Genomic DNA, 16,896 nt, shown 5'->3' on the forward strand with positions numbered 1-16,896 from the left:
AGGTGCCCGTTGGCAGCACGCTTCCGCCCCTCACACCGGGGTATCGGTGAACTCCTGCGGTCGGAGATGATCCGCCGCGACCTGGTGCGGCGCGCCAACCGCATCAAGTCGACCGCTGAGACCATCGCCCCGGTCGGAGGCCCAGGCGACCCGCACCCTGGCCGGTACAAGGCGTCCGTGGTCGTCACCTCGACGACCCGTGGCGGCCGGCGCCGTGACCGGGCCGTCGCGTACGCCACCAACACCGCCCCCTATGCCCGCTGGGTGGAGTACGGAACCGAGCGGGTGCCCGCGCACCACGTGATGCTGCGGGCCGCGAGGGCAGGCGGTGACTGATGACCTGGCCGGACGTGGAAATAGAGCTTGTGGCCCGGCTCGGCGACGGGCGACTAGGGCCGGCCCGAGTGCTCACCGAACTGCCCGAGAACCTCCTGGACGTTCTCCCCGTGGTGCAGGTTCAGCGGGTTCCCGGCGGCGGCGATGACGGCTACCGCCTCGACCGCGCCCTCGTCGACGTCGACGTGTACGCGCCCACGCGCCTGCTGGCTTCGCAGATCGCGCAGCAGGTCCGCAACGAACTCGTTGTCCTGCTGCGCGGGGCGACCACCACGAGGGCCGTTTTCGGCCGGGTGTCCACGGTCGCCGCCCCCGCTTGGCGCCCCTACGAGAACCCTGGCCTGCGCCGGAGCGGCGCCACATACGAGATGTTCTTCCACCCGGTCTGACCGGTTACGGCCCGCGCGCCCTTCCCTGTTTCCGACCCCGTCCGCTGGCGGGGCCTTCGCATGTCTGGAGACCCACCATGGTCAACATCACCCGCGCGGCGGACCTGATGGAGGTCGGTGCGAACGGTGGCGCGTGGACCGCGCCGCTGGGCACCGCTTCCCCCGGCGACCCGCAGATTCAGCCTCTCGCGCCGTGGCTGCCGATCGGCGCCATCTCGGATGACGGCCTCGTGCAGGGCTTCGACGAGGACAGCCAGGAGTACACCCCGTGGGGGTACACCTCGCCGATTCGGACCACGATCACGAAGTCCCTGCGCACCTTCAAGATCACGGCGTGGGAGACGACGCGCGTCACCGCCCGCAGCCTGCACTACCGGATTCCGGAGTCCGCTCTCACCCCGACCGCGGGGCTGACGTCGTTCGCCGAGACTGCGAGTCCCGTTCCGGACCGGCGCGCGTTCTGGTTCATCGTCCTCGATGGCGCGACGCAGCTCGGGTTCTACGTGCCGGAAGGGGAGATCACGGAGCGCTCCGACGTGACCCACAAGCAGGACGAGATGGCCGGCTTCGAGTGGACGATCACCGCCTACCCGGACGTGAGCGGCAACACCGTCTACCACGCTGACCGCGTCCCGCCGACCCCGGCTTACACGGGGTCGTAACAGACCGGTGGGCGGGCACGTCAGCGCGGGCGCGGCCCGCCCACCTTCACCCCTTTCTTCCCGCGCGCACTTGAGGAGTCCCGCGCTATGACGGATCAGCACACCCAGACCACCACGCACCCCTACCCGCAGCCCGTGTCGGAACCGCTCCCGCCCCAGGGGCAGGAGCTGCCCGCCGCACCCCCCGTCGGCGGGGTGGCCCAGGCGCAGGAGGCGGAGGCCACCGGCCGCCACGTCGCGGCGGACCTGTGCGGCCAGCAGGTCTACATCATCCCGCCGGGGGCGTGGCGCCAGTCGTGGCAGCGCCTCCTCAACTCGGGGCAGATCGATGCCTTCGCCGAGACCATTCTGTCTCCCGACAGCTACGAGCTGTTCCTCGAACTCGATCCGACGAACGACGAGTTCGGCGAGATGATCGCCTCGGCGGCGGAGCGCGCTGGTGAGAGCCTGGGGAAATCGCGTGGACCCGGTCCGTCCTCGCGGACCACGCGGAGGCGGTAGAGGCTGACCTGGCCCGCTACTACCCGCGGGACGCCGACCAACTGGCCGGCTACTACCAGGACCGGATGACGATCCGCCGCCTCCGGGTGTTGATTCAGGGGCTGCCGGCGGAGTCGGCGACGATGACGGCGCTGCGGAACGCGATGTCAGATGAGGAACTGGCCGCGACGGCTGAGGCCGCGGTGCCGGAAGAAGGTCGCTGGTCCCAGGAGGAGCAGCTCCTCGCTGCTGTGCACGATGCCCTGCGCCGGATCGAGTACGTCCTGATCTGCTCCAACTCGGAGAAGAAGGATCACCCGAAGCCACCGGAGCCGATGCGTCGACCGGGCGCGCGGCCGGTGAAGACGGGCCGGTCGCTGACCGACGAGGGTGCGGAGCACCTGTTCCGCCTGATCAACAGCAGCGCCTGAACGTGCGGGAGGGGGACCTCCTGTGGCGATCACTGTTGGCAGCGTTGAGGTCGACGTCATCCCCAACGCCCGCGGTATCCAGGGCCGGCTGCGTGCTGCTCTGGTGCCGGCGGCGACGCAGATCGGTGACGAGGCCGGCCGGATCATCGGCCGGCAGATCGCCGCGCACATCACGCCGGCGATCCGGGACGGCATCAACGCCGGCGCCCGCGCGGCTCGCCCCGCGGCGGCACGGCAGGGCTCCGACACGGCAGGGGCGTTCTCCCGCGCGCTGAAGACGCGGCTAGAGGCAGCGTTCCGCGCCCTCCCGAAGATCAACATCGATGCGAACACCAGCGAGGCTGACGCCGACCTGCAGGCCCTGCGGGTCCGGATGGAGTCCCTGGCCGACAAGCGCATCGGCATCGACATCGACGCCGCGGCGGCGAAGGCCGAGATCCAGCAGATCGAGGCCGAACTCACCCGCCTCGGTGCACGGCACCCGAACGTCCAGGTCCGCGCGGACACAGCGACCGCGCGCGCCGAGCTCGCCGCGGTACGAGCGCAGATCGCCGCGGTCGACGGCCGCCGCATCAACATCGACACTGACGTCGACACGACGCGGGCCACCGCGTCGATCCTCCACCTCACCGTCGCCCTGGCGGGGCTCGCCGTGGTGCCGGCGCTCCCGATCCTGGCTGCCGGCATCGGGTCGATCGCGTCCGCCGCGGTCGTCGCCTCCGTCGGTGTCGGGGTCCTCGCCGCGGTCGCGATCCCCGCGTTCGTCGGCATCGCCGGCGCCCTGCAGGCGCAGAAGGCCGCCCAGGACGCTGCGGCGACCGCCACAGCCCGCGGCACACAGGCCACGGCACAAGGCGCTTCGCAGGCGCTGCAGATGGCGTCCGCGCAGCAGGCCCTGGCCGCGGCAGAGCGAAATGGTGCCCGGCAGATCGCGCAGGCTCAGGCGCAGGTCCGGCAGGCCAAGCAGGCCGCGGCGGACGCCGTGATGCAGGCGGCACAGCGCAACGCGCAGGCCGCCCGGGCGATCGAGGACGCTGAGCGGGCCCTGGTCCGTGCGCAGCAAGACGCTCGGCGCGCTCAGGAGGATCTGACCGACGCACGCCGTGAGGCCCGTCACGAGTTGGAGGACCTGAACGCGCGCCTGGCCGGCGCCCGACTCGACGAGCGGGACGCCGCTCTGCAGGTGAAGGAGGCGGAGCAGGAGCTCGCCGCGGCCCGCGCCTCGGGCGTCCGTGGTCTGGACTTGCAGCGGGCGCAGCTCGCCTACGACCAGGCGGTGCAGCGCCTTCGGGAGCAGCAGACGGAGACGAAACGTCTCACCTCCGACACGGCGGAGGCCAACCGGGCTGGTGTGGAGGGCTCGGACACGGTTCGGGCTGCTCAGGACCGGCTGGTGCAGGCGCAGGGCCAGGTGGCGGACAGTGCGCGTGCGGTGCGGGATGCGCAGGCGGAGGCCGCCCGGACGCAGGTGGAGACGGCGCGGCAGGTCGCCCAGGCGCAGGAGCGTGTCGGTGAGGCGACGGCGAACGTCGCGAACGCGCAGCAGGCGGCGGCTGAGTCGGTCGCGTCGGCGCAGCGGCAGATCCAGTCGGCGTCGCTCGCTGCGGCGGGCGGGGTGGATCAGGCCGCGGTCGCGCAGGCCAAGTACCAGGCCGAGCTGGCGAAGTTGTCGCCGGCGGCGCGGGGCACGTTCGACGCGTTCATGTCGCTGCGGACGGCTTTCTCGGCGTGGTCGCGGTCGTTGCAGCCGGCGGTGATGCCGATCTTCACCCGTGCGTTGCTTGGGATCAAGAACAGTTTGCCCGGGTTGACGCCGATCGTGCTGGCCGCGGCACGGGCGATCACCACGCTGCAGGACCGGGCGTCCGCCGGGTTCCGCTCCCCGTGGTGGCAGGAGTTCAAGAAGGATCTGACCGGCTCGGTGGAGCCGGCGATCATCGGCATGGGCGCTTCCTTCGGCCGAGTCTTCAGGGGGATGGCCGGCATTGTGCAGGCGTTCATGCCGCACATGGACTCCATTTCCGCGCGGATGCAGCGGATCACGGGCCGGTTCGCCGACTGGGGCACCGGGCTGAAGGGGAGCCAGGACTTCGAGCGGTTTCTCCGGTACAGCGCGGAGCAGGCGCCAATCTTGGCTGAGGCCCTGTCGGCGGTGGCGCGGGCGTTCTACGAGGTCGGTAAGGCGCTGTCGCCGCTGTCAGGCCCGGTGTTCGAGGTTATCGGGGCTTTCGCGCGCGGTCTGGCGGATATCGTGCGGGATTTGCCGTGGCTCGTGCAGCTCATCTATGCGGTGATCATCGCGTGGAAGCTGTGGACGATCGCGGTCTGGCTTTTCAATGTCGCCTGGAGCCTCACCGGTATCCCGCTGATTATCGCTGCGGTGGTGGCGCTCGTCGCCGCCGTCATCTATGCGTGGAAGAACTTCGACTGGTTCCGCACCGCGATGATCGCTGCCTGGAATGGGGTCAAGACCGCGGCCCTGTGGGTGTGGAACACGGTCCTCAAGCCGACGTTCACGGCGATCTGGACTGCGCTGCAGACCGTCGGCCGCTGGGCGATGTGGCTGTGGAACACCATCCTCAAGCCGGTCTTCAACGCGATCAGTGTGGCGGCCCGCATCCTCGCAACGATCATCGTCACGGTCGTTATCGGGCAGATCATCGTGCGCTTCAGGGTCCTCGCCGCGATCGCGATGTGGCTGTGGAACACGGTGCTGAAGCCGGTGTTCCAGTGGATCGGTGCCGCCGGGAAGTGGATGTGGGACAACGTCCTCAAGCCGGCTTTCGACGCCCTGGTCGCTGCATTCCGGGCGATCGGATCGGCGGCGACTTGGCTGTGGCAGTCCGTGATCTCCCCGGTGTTCGGGTGGATCGGAGGCAAGGCGTCGTGGTTGTGGAGCAACGCGATCAAGCCTGCCTTTGACGCGATCAAGGCGGGGGTTCGGTTTGTTGCCGATGTCGTGAAGTGGCTGTGGGACACGAGCGTTAAGCCCACCTTCACCTGGATCGGCGACAAGGCGACCTGGTTGTGGAAGAACGCAATCAAGCCGGCTTTCGATGCCATCAAGGTAGGCATCAAAGCGGTCGGTGACGCCTTCGAGGACGCGAAGGACTTCATCGGCCGGGCGTGGGACAAGGTCAAGGACATTGCCAAGGGTCCCGTTCGCTTCGTCATCGAAAAGGTCTACAACGCGGGCGTCGTGCCGGTATGGAATTTGGTGGCGAATGCGTTCGGCGCGCCAACGCTGAAGGAAATGAAGATCCGGGGCTGGGCGACCGGTGGTGTTCTCCCCGGGTACACGCCCGGACGCGACGTCCACCGCTTCGTCAGCCCCACCGGGGGCGGGCTGGAACTCTCCGGTGGCGAAGCGATCATGCGCCCGGAGTGGACCCGCGCCGTCGGCTCCGGCTTCGTGAGCACCATGAACCGGATCGCGTCCAGCCGCGGTTCCACCGGCGTGAAGCGCGCCCTGGCTCCGATGCTGGGCGGCAATCCGGACGTGCCGACGCAACGCTTCGCGGACGGCGGCATCTGGGGGTGGGTGAAGAACACCACCGCCGGCGTCGGGACTGCGGTGTGGGAGAAGGTCAAGGAGGGCGCCTCCTGGGTGACCGACACCCTGGAAGCATCGGCGCGGGCCGGCGTGAAGAACGTCGTCGACCCGATCCTCGCCTCCTTCCCCGGCGCCCATACGGGCTTCGGGAAGATGATCCGCCGCATCCCCGACAAGGTGATCGACAGCCTCTTCGGCTACACGAAGGAGGCCGACAAGCGCACCGGAGGCGGCACCGGCGGGCCTCGGATCAAGGCGGCCTTGAACTGGGCGCGTGCTCAGGCCGGGAAGCCCTACATCTGGGGCGGCACCGGCCCGGCCGGCTACGACTGCTCGGGTTTCCTCGGCGCGATCGAGAACGTCATCCGCGGCATCACACCGCCGTATCGCCGCAGGTGGGCGACGATGGCGTTCAACGGCCGTACCGCTCCCCCCGGCTGGGTCCTGAACGGCAAGAGCCCGTTCACGATCGGCATCACGAACGCCGGCGTTGGGCACACCGCGGGCACCCTCGGCGGCGTCAACGTCGAGTCCCGCGGCGGCGACGGCGTCGTCATCGGGAAGCGGGCCCTCGGCTCGCAGGCCGCGATGTTCCGCGACGTGTACGGCTTCATGCCCGGGAAGTACGACAGCGGCGGCTACCTGCCAGAGGGGTTGTCCCTCGTCTACAACGGCACCGGGAGCCCCGAGCCCGTGTTCACCTCCGGGCAGGCCAGCGCCCTCGCGCGGGCCGCAGTCGGCGGCGGGCTCCAGCCCGGCACGCCGGTCACCCTCGTCGTCCAGGACGGCCCGACGCTTCGCGCCTACGTCGACGGGCGGGCCGACGGCCGCGTGGGTGCAGTTCTGGGGCCGCTCGCCACCGCCATCCAAGGAAGAAGGGGCTGAGGCGATGGGGATCCCCGGGAACTACTTGTCGGACACGACGTCGACGATGACCCCTAACATCTCCGGCTGGACACCGCTGCTGAACTGCACGATCGGTCTCGGCTCCGGCGGCAGCATGACGGACGGCTGTCTCTTCATGACGTCCGTCGCCGCAGGCGAGATGCGGGTCCGCACGGTCGCCTCGTACCCGGTCGTGCCCGGCGTCGAGTACTCCGCTTTCGCGGATGCGGCCGGGGCGACGGTGCCGGAGCGGATCGGGATCCGCTGGCTCACCGCGAGCAACACCGAGGTGAGCATCACGTGGTCGCTGACAACGGCCACGGCGGCAGCGGGCTGGCACCGGATCGCGGTCGCCGACTGGGCCCCCGCCGGCGCAGCGAACGCCCAGGTCGTGTTCTCCTCTACGCCCGCCGGGGCCGGGGTGCTGCAGTACTTCGACAACGTCTACCTGGGTCTGCCGTGGCGCACCACGGGCAACCTGCTGAGCGCGAACGCCGAGACGAGCGAGCGGGCATCAGGGTGGGAGTGGGGCGTCCCGACCAACGCCACGGTGGCTCGGCAGATGCCGGCGGTCGCCTGGTCCAGCACCACCTACGTGGTCGGCGGGCACGTCGCGGCGATGACCGTGACAGCAGCCGGCAACGCCAGTTTCCGCTCCACGGACCTGCCTTCGATCACTCCGGGAACGGAGTACCTGGGCTACCTGCACCTCAACCCGCCCACCGCGGGGAGCACCGCGTGGGTGGAGCTCAGGTTCTACGACGCCTCGTTCACCCAGGTCCAGGCCACCCGGGCCACCTTGGCGGCGCCGGGGACGGGCTGGTACCGGCAGCGGGTATCGGCGGTGGCACCTGCGGGGGCAGCGTATGCGACGCTCGCCGCGGGCCTGGACGGCGCGACCGCGGGACAGGTGCTGCGGACCGATACCGCGGTCATCACCGTCGCCCCGGAGTTCCGCGAAGGCAGTGTTGTCCCGTACGCGGACGGCGGGTTCGAGCAGGGCATCGGCGCCTGGACGGTCGTCTCGGGCGCGGCGACCCTCGCTCGCCTCACGCCGTGGGGTACGGACTCGCTGGAGGCGTCGTACTGCATGACCGTCACTTCGGCGACGGCCACCACCAGCGTGATTCGCTCGGGCCGCTACCCGATCGGCGCTGCCGCGGCGGGGCTGTCGTTCCGCATCGAGGCCGGCATGAAGACCACGGCCGGGTCATGGACACTGACGCGGGCAATCCGCTGGTACTCCGCTACCGGCACAGACCTCGGCGTCAGCGCCGGATCTCCAGGGACACCCCCGTCGCCCGGCTGGTGGTTGTTGTCGATCGACCAGACCGCGCCCGCTGGGGCGACGCAGGCTGCGATCGAGTACACCCTCACCGCGGGCGCCGCGGCATCGGTGATGCGGATGGACAAGGTCTCACTGTGGCAGGCGCTGCCGTTGACCGAGGCGGTCCCGGACGACGCCACCGCTTCGATCCGGGTCACGTTCCGGGAGATCAACACCGCGGGCACGATCTCCATTTGGCGGGTCACCCCTGACGGGACCCGTACTCCGGTCCGCGGCGCCGACGGTCTGATCCTCGGTGTGCCGTCTGCGTCCGATGTGGTCGTGATCGAGGACTACGAGGCGCCGCTCGGAGTGCCGGTGTACTACTACGCGGAGACCCGCACCGGCACCGCGCTGTCCTCGACCCGGGCCACTGCCACGGTCACCCTGGCCCCCGGCGACCTCAACCTGTGCTGGCTCAAAGACCCGGGCTATCCGCAGCGGAACCTGCAGGTCATGGTCAAAGTGCCTCCGGCGTGGAAGCGGCCGATCCAGCAGGCGGTGTACCGCGTCCACGGCCGGCAGAACCCGGTCGTGCACTCGGACGTCCGCGGCGGCCTGGAGGGGGACCTCGTCGTCTACACCCGATCCGATGCGGAAGCCACCGCCCTCACCTGGGTCCTGAGCTCGGGAAACATCCTGCTGTGGCAAGTAGTGCCCGGCGTCCACGAAACGGACACCTACGTCTCCGTCGCGGAGACGTCTCTGCCCCGCGGCGCGCCGCTCGCGGGCGAGGCGTGGCGGGAATGGACCCTGGCGCTGACCCAAGTCGACATGCCCACCACGGTCGGCGTCGCCGGAAGCGCGGGCCGCACCTGGCAGGACGTCCTCACGGAGAACGCGACGTGGCAGGACGTGCTGGACCGCTTCGCCACCTGGGAGGCCGTGTTCCTCAACCGCCCGATCGGAGGCTGAGCGTGTATCCGGTCTCCGATCGCTTCCTCCAAGCCCTCGCGGGCTCCTACAACCCGGTCACCCAAGCAACGCTGTACCGCGCAGACGGCATGGTGGAGACCTTGCCCATCACAGGTGGCACAGTCACCGTGGACCGCTCCCAGCAGTCCCGCCGCACCTGCTCCACCACGTCCGCCGACCTGGCTCTGATCCCGCTAACCAGCATGGACAAGGCCGCGATCTACGGGGCCCGCCTGCAGATCAGCCGCGGCATCCGGCTGGGGGAGTACCAAGAACTGGTGCCGGTCGGCCTGTTCCGCGTCGACGGCGTCGCGGGCGACATCGACATGGGCCCGGTGACCCTGACCGGCAAGAGCCTGGAGTGCGTGGTCGCCGACGACCGGTTCACCGCCCCCTACCGGGGGTCCGGGACCGCGGTCGGGGCGATCACCGCCCTGATCCGCCGGAGCATCCCCACCGCCACGGTCGACAGCAGCAACGCCACGGACGCGCCGATCGGGCCCCGTACCTGGGACGTCGAGGGCGACCCGTGGGCCGCGGTCGTGGAGCTCGGCGCCGCCATCGGCTGCGAGGTGTTCTCGGACGCGGACGGCACGTTCATCATCGCGCCGCTGCCCGACATCGCCACCACGACCCCGGTGTGGACCATCGCGGCGGGCGAAGGGGGCGTCTACATCCAGGCCAACCGCGGAATGAGCTCCGAAGGCGTGAAGAACGGCTGGTTGGTGCGCGGGGAGAACACGGAGACCGGCGCCGCCGCGGTGCAGGCGCTCGTCGTCGACAACGACCCCGGCTCGCCGACGTACTGGTCCGGTCCGTTCGGCCGCCGCCCCGATTTCTACAGCAGCTCCACCATCGTCACCGTCGCCTCCGCGTCGGCCGCGGCCACGCTCAAGCTCCGGGCCAGCGTCGCGCCGAACGCGACCGCAGACATCAGCGCCCTGCCCAACCCGGCGCTGGAACCCGGCGACGTTCTGCGCGTCGTCTATCCAGACGGCTCCAAGGAACTGCACCAGGTCGCGTCGTTCTCGATCGACCTGGGTGTCGGCGGCGACTTCGTAATCCAGACCATCAGCGCGAAGGAGGGCACGTGAATCCGTCCGCTCGGGCCGTGACGGACCGGATTGCTGCAGCGGTCCGCGACCAGGCCATCGCTGCGAGCGCGGATTCGCCGCGGGTACGGGGCGCGGACTGGCGCACCGCGACGGTGGCAACCGTCAACACGGACGGCACCATCGTCACTACGGACGGGATCACGGCCCGCCGTCTCCTCTCGTACTCGTTCCCCCGCGCCGGCGATCAGGTCGTGATCACGCAGTCATCTGCCGGGAATTGGGTCGCTCTCGCCGAAACCGCAGCCACGGGCGCGGGGCAGTGGATCGCCTTCTCGCTCGCCTCCGGCTGGGCGGCCACCGTCGGCTACTACACCCCGGCCTACCGAATCAACGACGACGGCACAGCGAGCTTGTCCGGCATGGCCTCCATGACGGGCGCCCTCGCCGCGGGTGCGACGGTCGCCACGCTTCCGGCGGAAGCCCGGCCCGCGAGCCGCGTACGTGTCACTGCCCAGGTCGCGGCCGGGTACTTCTGCGTGCTGACCCTGGATCCCGGCGGCGCGATCACCACCGGCGACTTCAACCCGGCGTTGCCCGGCACGGGCACCAAGTACTCCCAATTCGACGTATTCGGCCGCTACCGCCTGCTCTGAGGAGGCCCCCTTGCCCGCTGAGGATGACTACGGCCAAGGCGTCTCGATCGCCTCCCTCACGGACCCGCCGGACGCCGCGACCCTGGCAAGGAATATCGCCAACGGTGCCGTATCGCGCGGCGTGCTGCGGTTCACGACCGCATCCCAACGCGCCGCCGAACTCGTCGGGGCCGGCGCCCCCGTCGAGGGCATGATCTCTACCCAAAGCGACACGAAGCGCGTCTACCGGTACGACGGATCCGCATGGGTTCCGATCTCCGCCCTCGTGCAGCGCGGCAGCGTCAGCATCTCCTTCACCGGACAGACGTCCTACACCACCACGGTCACCTTTCCGACCCCGTTCCCGACCACACCCTCCGTGTCGGTGAACATCAACTACCTCGGGGCCCCTGCTGCACGGTGGGGCGAACGAGCCGGCGCCGTCACGGCCACGAACTTCTCCCTCGCGGTGTTCTCCAACGACCCCGCCATCCCCTCCACCTGGAGCGGCGTGGACGTCCAGTGGATCGCCGTGGCGACCTGACCCCGAAGTCGACGACGGCCTCCTCTCTCCTCTCCGTCTGCCCCGGCGCCGCTGGCCCGGGGCTTCTGCACGTCTGGAGTACCCATGGCCACACCACTTACAGCCGCAGCTTTCGAGGCGGCTCTTCGCGCCGAGGGCGTCCGCGTCGTCGAGGTCGGCGGCTGGCAGACCCACACCCGCACCGGGTCCGGGCGCCCGTGGGGCCCGGTGCACGGCGTGATGATCCACCACACCGTGTCCTCCGGCACGCAGGCGTCGGTCGACCTGTGCCGCCGCGGGCACGCCGACCTGCCGGGTCCCCTGTGCCACGGGGTGGTGCCGAAGGACGGGACGGTGCACCTCGTCGGCTACGGCCGGACGAACCACGCAGGCGGCGGCGACCCTAGGGTCCTCGACCAGGTGATCGCCGAGTCCTACACCACCCGACCGACGGCGCCGAAGAAGGGCAACGTCGACGGTGTCGATGGCAACGCTCGCTTCTACGGCTTCGAGTGCGTCAACCTCGGCAACGGCAAGGACCCCTGGCCCGAGGCCCAGCTGGACGCGATCGAGCGGGCCGCGGCAGCTCTGTGCCGCGCGCACGGCTGGAGCGCGAAGAGCGTCATCGGCCACCTGGAGTGGCAGTTGGGGAAGGTCGACCCGCGAGGCTTCGGCATGCCCGACCTGCGCGAGCGGATCGCCCGCCGGCTGGCCGGCAAGCCGGGGCCGAAGCCGCCCGCGCCGAAGCCCACCTACCAAATCCACGTCGTAAACCCCGACGAAACCTGGGCCAGCATCGGCGACCTCCACGACACCAGTGTCGAACGGCTGCGCCGGCTGAACGGTGCCGACCTCAGCATCGGCCGCAAGATCAAGTTCTGAAGCATCGGAGAGACCATGGACCGCATCGCCATAACGAAGACCGCCTCCATCTACGCCCGCGACCTGGCAGAACGCGTCGTATGGACCTTTCTCACTGCCTCGGCTGCCGTCGCGCTCGCGGCTGGACCTGCGGACATGCTGTCCGCTTCCTTCTGGGAAACCGTCGGTGCGGCTGGCCTAGCGGCGGCCGGCTCGCTGCTGAAGGGCCTTGTAGCCCGCGTGATCGGCGATAAGAACTCCGCCTCATCAGCCCCGGGGGTGTAGCCAGTGCTGCGGCGGGCGCGGTCCCGCCTCGGCCGCCGCGGCGCCTACCTCGTCTGTCTCGGCACCGTGTGGGTGCTGTACGGGGCTGGGCTGCTCGTGCAGCCAGTGCCGGACACCCGCGGCCTTCGACACGTGCTGGCCTTGGCGCCGATGGACGTGTGGGCGTGGTGCTGGATCGTCGCCGGCGTGGTGGCCGTCGTTGCGGCGTGGAAGCCGACCGGGCGGGATTGGCCGGGGTTCGCGGCGCTCACGGTGATGCTGGTGCTGTGGGCGCTGTCGTACGCCGCGGCGTGGGCGGGGGGCGAGTACTCGCGGGGCTGGATCGCAGCGGCGATCTGGGCCGCGGTGGGCGCCGGGTGCGCCGTGGTCGCGGGGTGGCCGGAGCCGCCGCGCTCGGAGAGATAGGCACGACCAGATGACGATGGAGACGTGGGTGCAGGCGGTGCTCGCGCTGGTGGGCACCGCGGGTGGGGTGGTGGCCGCGAGATCGGCGCGAAGGACCCGCAGGCAGGAGCGCCGGGACGACTTCACGGCGATCACGGAGCGCATGGAGCGGGACATCGCCCGCCAGGAGCAGCGGATCGGGGTCCTGGAGGAGCGGGCGGTGGGGCAGCGGGAGACGATCCGCTACCTGGAGTCGTGGGTCCGCACCTTGTACGGCTACATACGGCGAGCGGGCCTGGAGCCGCCGGCGCCGCCACAGCCGGTACCGGACGCGGCCCGCGAGTACCTGCACATCGAGACGTGAGGAGCGAAATGAGCGAGTCCCCGACGGAGCAGACCGAACCGGATGAGGTGCCGACCGAGCGGCCGGTGGAACCGGAGGTGCATCACGAGACAGCGGACCGGGCGACGCTGGAGGAGATGGGGGTACTGGATCCGCATCCCGCGCCGCCATCGGCACCCGGGCCGTCGCCTGTTCCTCCGGCAGCGTGACACTGCCCCGCCTCGACCTTCGGGTCGATGGCGGGGCGCTTCGTCATGCCGAGGGTGCGTCGCAGGCGCAGACGCCTCGGCAGTCTCCAGCCCTGTGCATCAGTCCCCCTTGCGGTAGCGATTGACGTGGTTACGGACGCTGGCCGGCGCTCCGACATATCCGCAGCCATACGGACACTTCTCCCAGCCTCCGCCAGCGACTGCGGCCTCGGTCACCGAATTCTCGGGGCCAAATCCGTGCTCGGCGAGCAGGTGAGGCACCGACGCCTTGTACCGGACAGCCATCAAAGCGGCCTCGGCGACCTTGTCGTGGCCCTGGGCGAAGAAGCGTCCGATGCCGACCTCCTTGCCACAGCCGCACCAGCAGAAGCCGTTCGGGAGGAGCCGCTTGCTCACTTTCCCTCCAGCCGTGCACGGATCGCAGCGACCACGTCAGACACGGCCTGGTTGAACGCCTCGTCCGCCAGAGTGCCGGTGTCGTCGTTCAGGTACTCGTCACGTGCGGCCTCGATCGCCTCGGTGAAGATTTCGGTGCGGTAGTAGTTCTGTAGATCACTGGCCAGGTGTTCGGCGAGGTGGTGACGCATCGGTGCGAGGCGCAGCGCGTCCCAATGGTTCGTCTTGTTGAAGTGGACCAGCGAGTCGTAGATGCGGTCCAGGAACGTGGGGTTGACGCCTTCCACTTCCTGAACTGCGGTGATGTCGAACCCGAACCGGACGTCGGAGCATCTGTCGTAGATCTCCTCGCTGATCCGCTCGGGGCCGACGTCGCGGTCCGCTTGGACGCGCATCGTCAGGGCGTACGTTTTCATGAACTCAAGGTAGCAAGTCAAGACATGCAGTCAAGGAGTGATGTCAAGAGTTGCGTACGTGGTGGGGTGCTGTTCGGCACCTGACACGTGGATCTACCAGCAGTGATGGGGATTAAGAGCTCGAAGACGGCCCATGAAGCCAGGGTCTGGCGTGGTGGCCTGGTGCTCACCGGTGGCCGTGTCCAGGTAGCCCCAGGCGCCGCGCTGCCCTCGCCCGCAGACCATCAGGGTGAGCGTGCTCCCGGGCTCATGGATACGGGTGACCTCGTGATACACCTCGCGCGACACGGTGTTGACGCCACCGGCGGCGTGCTCGACGCCGCGGTCGGCCCGCACGGAGCCCTCGCCGGGTGTGTAGCGGTCTTCGTTATACCCGCCCGAGGAGGACGTGCGCGTCGAATGCCCACGGGTGCGAGTGCGGCTGGGACTGCCGGCCGCCGCGGAGGTCGGGCGCATACCAGATGTTGGCGCGCAGGGTGCGCTCGATCGTGTTGAGGAGGGTCAGTTCCGCTTTGTACGCCTCGCCGTCCTCGTCGGGCACGAGCGTCCACCCCGCCGGCGCGACGAAGTGCTCCCACGCGAGCGGCGGCCGGTCCGGTACCTGCTTGGCGAGCGCAGCGCGGGTGGCCTCGTACATGTCGTGGGTGACCTTCAGACCGGGGATGATCAGGTGCGTCACGACTCCTCCTGGGTGATGACCTCGATGTAGATGCGGCAGCCGGTGCCGCGGCGGTTGGGGACGGGGGTGGATACGTCCCCGACGATCAGGTCTGGTGCGGCGCGGAGGGCCTTGACGACGGCGTCTGCGGTGGTGGTGACGTCGCTGGTGTCGGAGCCCATGAGACGGAGGGTTGGCATGCCAACGACGTTACGGCCGCCTGCTCTTGACCGTGGTTGATCCTGGGGTTCGTCAGAGATCTGTCACGTTTTCTCGGTACGGTCGCCGTCACGAAGAACTTGGGGGAGAGTCCACATGGGCATCACGATCGCGACGGCATCCCGGCAGGGCACCGGCACCAACAACGCCGACAGCGCGGCGGCTTTCACCGCAGCCGACGGGACCCTGGCGGCGGCCGTCGTCGACATGATCGGCCACGCCCCGACCGCACCGCGGGTGGGCATGTTGTGCGCGGAGACCGCGGTGCGGGTGGGCTCGCAGAAGGGTGCGCTCGCCGGCATTCTCGCCGCCGCTGCCCTCGTGGCCGACCCGGGCGCCGGCGACGAGCCGGAGCCGGACGGTGTCGCGGTCCTTGCTGTCGTCGAGCCGGACGAGACGCGGCTCGCGTGGGTGGGCGATTGTGTCGCGCTCTCGTGGAACGGCAAGCAGTTGCTGCGCCGCAGCACGCCGCAGAGCATGGGCGAGTTCCTGCGCATCAACGACGACGAGGGCCGGGCGATCAAGCACGACAACTGGGTGAGGATCGCGCTCAGCACCTCGACCGCGACGAACGTTGCCGTGACGTCCGTCCCGCGCGACGAACTGCTGCTGCTCGTTTCCGATGGTGTGGTGGACCAAGTCGAGCACGGCACGCTGGAGACGCTGGTGCTGGAGCACGCCGACAACCCGCAGGCCCTGGTGGACGCGATCGTCGCCGCTGCCGAGCCGGACGAGCGAGGGCGCCGGGACGACGCGACCGCGGTCGTGATCGTTGCGTTTGCGCGGTGACGTGGACGGCCGCCGGCTGAGGCGGCGCCTGGTCAGGTACGCGGCAGCCGGCGGGCCAGTTGCTCCCAGAGCTTGGCGGCTGCCGTGGCGGTGGCTTCGTCGGTGCCGGGTGCCTCGGCGAGTACACGCAGCAGGGCGATCGCGGCCACGGTCTCACCTGCGGTGAGGATGGGGAGGCGGTCGCCGGGTGCGTTCAGGAGCTGGTCGAAGTCTCTGCCGGTGCAATGGCGCGGCCCCGCGGGCGGACGCGGGGCCTCTCTGTGAGTTCCGCAGACAAGTTGGAGCTCGCGCGGCACACTCAGCGCAAAGGGGGTGCCGCATTGGACGACCACGTGAATCCGGAGCTGCGTCGACGACTGGAGGCGCGCAGAGAAGAGGAGGCCGTCCTTGCGAGAGCCCGCCAGCCCTATCGCTCCCGTGGCCGGGATACGAGATTCTGGGTGATCTTCTACGTGGTCATGTTCATTGCCTTCGCGATCCTCGGCAATCTGGTCGACTGAATGGCCTTGTTGCGGCGCCTGGGTGCACGGTGCTGCGCAACGGGGGTGGCGCCCCGCCGTCGCGGGGGTGGTCCCGTTTCGCCATGGTGGGCCGCGGAGAGCCACGTGAAGTCCCCGCCGCGCGGGGGTGGTCCGTGTTTCCGTCTCGGGGCGAAGTGGGCCCCGCCGTCGCGGGGTTGCGGTGGCCTCGCTGCGTGACGCCGTGGCCAAAGCGGGTCAAGGAACCAGGGCCCGTCAACCGATCGTGGCTAGATCAATTCATATGAGTGGTCAGTAGTGCCTCCGTGCGGCTGCGCGCCGTTAGGTGTTGCGAAAACACCAGTCAGGCGTCGCGCAGCTCGCTGGGTCCTGGCAGACAAGTCGAGCTGCGCGACGCCCTTCAACAGGAGGTCGCGTTGCCAACGCCCCCTGACCCGCAGTCTCCTGCGGGTGGCTCGAAGGACGAAGAGGACGAGCACGATCGACGCAAGGGAGATCCGGGCCCCTCTTCGTCGCCGGTACCCGAGGTCGCGAACGCCACCACCAAGGTTCGGGGGTGGTGGCGCCGATAGCTAGCCATGCCACTCCCTCCCCATCGAGTCTGCCCGTCGTCCCCCTGGGCGGCGGGCAGGCTGCACGCTGCCCACATTTACTACACCCTTAAACTAC

Annotated in this window: 20 protein-coding genes; 16 read left to right on the forward strand and 4 right to left on the reverse strand. The window is 69.6% G+C overall.

The window, feature by feature from the left end:
• Positions 1-9: 9 nt before the first annotated feature.
• The 14 genes from ABZ842_RS16800 (at position 10) to ABZ842_RS16865 (ending at position 13,082) form a co-directional block, all read left to right on the forward strand.
• Positions 10-336: an HK97 gp10 family phage protein gene (locus tag ABZ842_RS16800; protein ID WP_361537429.1), complete on the forward strand. Its 327-nt coding sequence runs from the start codon at positions 10-12 to the stop codon at positions 334-336.
• A complete protein-coding gene (locus ABZ842_RS16805; protein WP_361537430.1) occupies positions 336-725 on the forward strand; it encodes a hypothetical protein in 390 nt (129 codons plus the stop codon). The genes ABZ842_RS16800 and ABZ842_RS16805 overlap by 1 nt, the downstream gene beginning before the upstream one ends.
• 77 nt (positions 726-802) lie before the next feature.
• Positions 803-1,387 (forward strand): phage tail protein, encoded by a 585-nt coding sequence (locus ABZ842_RS16810; RefSeq protein ID WP_361537431.1) that lies wholly within the window; start codon positions 803-805, stop codon positions 1,385-1,387.
• Between the two features lie 87 nt (positions 1,388-1,474).
• On the forward strand, positions 1,475-1,888 hold the full coding sequence (locus ABZ842_RS16815; RefSeq protein WP_361537432.1) for a hypothetical protein: 414 nt from the start codon (positions 1,475-1,477) through the stop codon (positions 1,886-1,888).
• Between the two features lie 65 nt (positions 1,889-1,953).
• On the forward strand, positions 1,954-2,298 hold the full coding sequence (locus ABZ842_RS16820) for a hypothetical protein (protein ID WP_361537433.1): 345 nt from the start codon (positions 1,954-1,956) through the stop codon (positions 2,296-2,298).
• 22 nt (positions 2,299-2,320) lie between these two features.
• Positions 2,321-6,736: a hypothetical protein gene (locus tag ABZ842_RS16825; protein WP_361537434.1), complete on the forward strand. Its 4,416-nt coding sequence runs from the start codon at positions 2,321-2,323 to the stop codon at positions 6,734-6,736.
• 46 nt (positions 6,737-6,782) lie between these two features.
• Positions 6,783-8,978: a hypothetical protein gene (locus ABZ842_RS16830; protein WP_361537435.1), complete on the forward strand. Its 2,196-nt coding sequence runs from the start codon at positions 6,783-6,785 to the stop codon at positions 8,976-8,978.
• 2 nt (positions 8,979-8,980) lie between these two features.
• Complete coding sequence (locus tag ABZ842_RS16835) at positions 8,981-10,072, forward strand: DUF5047 domain-containing protein (protein ID WP_361537436.1); 1,092 nt, start codon at positions 8,981-8,983, stop codon at positions 10,070-10,072.
• Entirely contained in the window at positions 10,069-10,686 is a 618-nt protein-coding gene (locus ABZ842_RS16840) for a hypothetical protein (protein ID WP_361537437.1), read from the forward strand. The genes ABZ842_RS16835 and ABZ842_RS16840 overlap by 4 nt, the downstream gene beginning before the upstream one ends.
• 10 nt (positions 10,687-10,696) lie before the next feature.
• On the forward strand, positions 10,697-11,209 hold the full coding sequence (locus ABZ842_RS16845) for an H-type lectin domain-containing protein (RefSeq protein WP_361537438.1): 513 nt from the start codon (positions 10,697-10,699) through the stop codon (positions 11,207-11,209).
• Positions 11,210-11,293: 84 nt separating this feature from the next.
• Entirely contained in the window at positions 11,294-12,070 is a 777-nt protein-coding gene (locus tag ABZ842_RS16850; protein WP_361537439.1) for an N-acetylmuramoyl-L-alanine amidase, read from the forward strand.
• Positions 12,071-12,085: 15 nt separating this feature from the next.
• Positions 12,086-12,334: a hypothetical protein gene (locus ABZ842_RS16855; RefSeq protein WP_361537440.1), complete on the forward strand. Its 249-nt coding sequence runs from the start codon at positions 12,086-12,088 to the stop codon at positions 12,332-12,334.
• A gap of 3 nt (positions 12,335-12,337) precedes the next feature.
• Positions 12,338-12,739 (forward strand): hypothetical protein, encoded by a 402-nt coding sequence (locus tag ABZ842_RS16860; RefSeq protein WP_361537441.1) that lies wholly within the window; start codon positions 12,338-12,340, stop codon positions 12,737-12,739.
• Positions 12,740-12,749: 10 nt separating this feature from the next.
• Positions 12,750-13,082 carry a hypothetical protein gene (locus tag ABZ842_RS16865; RefSeq protein ID WP_361537442.1) on the forward strand — a complete coding sequence of 111 codons (333 nt, stop codon included), beginning with the start codon at positions 12,750-12,752 and terminating at the stop codon, positions 13,080-13,082.
• A gap of 287 nt (positions 13,083-13,369) precedes the next feature.
• Here ABZ842_RS16865 and ABZ842_RS16870 read toward each other — a convergent pair whose 3' ends face one another.
• The 4 genes from ABZ842_RS16870 to ABZ842_RS16885 form a co-directional block, all read right to left on the reverse strand.
• Positions 13,370-13,666: a hypothetical protein gene (locus ABZ842_RS16870; protein ID WP_361537443.1), complete on the reverse strand. Its 297-nt coding sequence runs from the start codon at positions 13,664-13,666 to the stop codon at positions 13,370-13,372.
• Positions 13,663-14,082: a hypothetical protein gene (locus ABZ842_RS16875; RefSeq protein ID WP_361537444.1), complete on the reverse strand. Its 420-nt coding sequence runs from the start codon at positions 14,080-14,082 to the stop codon at positions 13,663-13,665. Before ABZ842_RS16875 ends, ABZ842_RS16870 begins: the two co-directional genes overlap by 4 nt.
• Before the next feature lie 367 nt (positions 14,083-14,449).
• The gene (locus ABZ842_RS16880; protein ID WP_361537445.1) at positions 14,450-14,761 is read right to left on the reverse strand and encodes a hypothetical protein; all 312 of its coding nucleotides are present in this window, start codon (positions 14,759-14,761) and stop codon (positions 14,450-14,452) included.
• Complete coding sequence (locus ABZ842_RS16885) at positions 14,758-14,940, reverse strand: hypothetical protein (RefSeq protein WP_361537446.1); 183 nt, start codon at positions 14,938-14,940, stop codon at positions 14,758-14,760. The genes ABZ842_RS16880 and ABZ842_RS16885 overlap by 4 nt, the downstream gene beginning before the upstream one ends.
• Before the next feature lie 115 nt (positions 14,941-15,055).
• Here ABZ842_RS16885 and ABZ842_RS16890 point away from each other — a divergent pair, with 115 nt between their 5' ends.
• Positions 15,056-15,748, forward strand: a complete 693-nt coding sequence (locus tag ABZ842_RS16890) for a SpoIIE family protein phosphatase (RefSeq protein WP_361537447.1) — start codon at positions 15,056-15,058, stop codon at positions 15,746-15,748.
• Positions 15,749-16,068: 320 nt separating this feature from the next.
• Complete coding sequence (locus ABZ842_RS16895) at positions 16,069-16,248, forward strand: hypothetical protein (protein ID WP_361537448.1); 180 nt, start codon at positions 16,069-16,071, stop codon at positions 16,246-16,248.
• The last annotated feature ends 648 nt before the right edge of the window (positions 16,249-16,896 follow it).

The organism is Streptomyces sp. NPDC047315, from assembly GCF_040643215.1.
Lineage (GTDB): Bacteria > Actinomycetota > Actinomycetes > Streptomycetales > Streptomycetaceae > Streptomyces.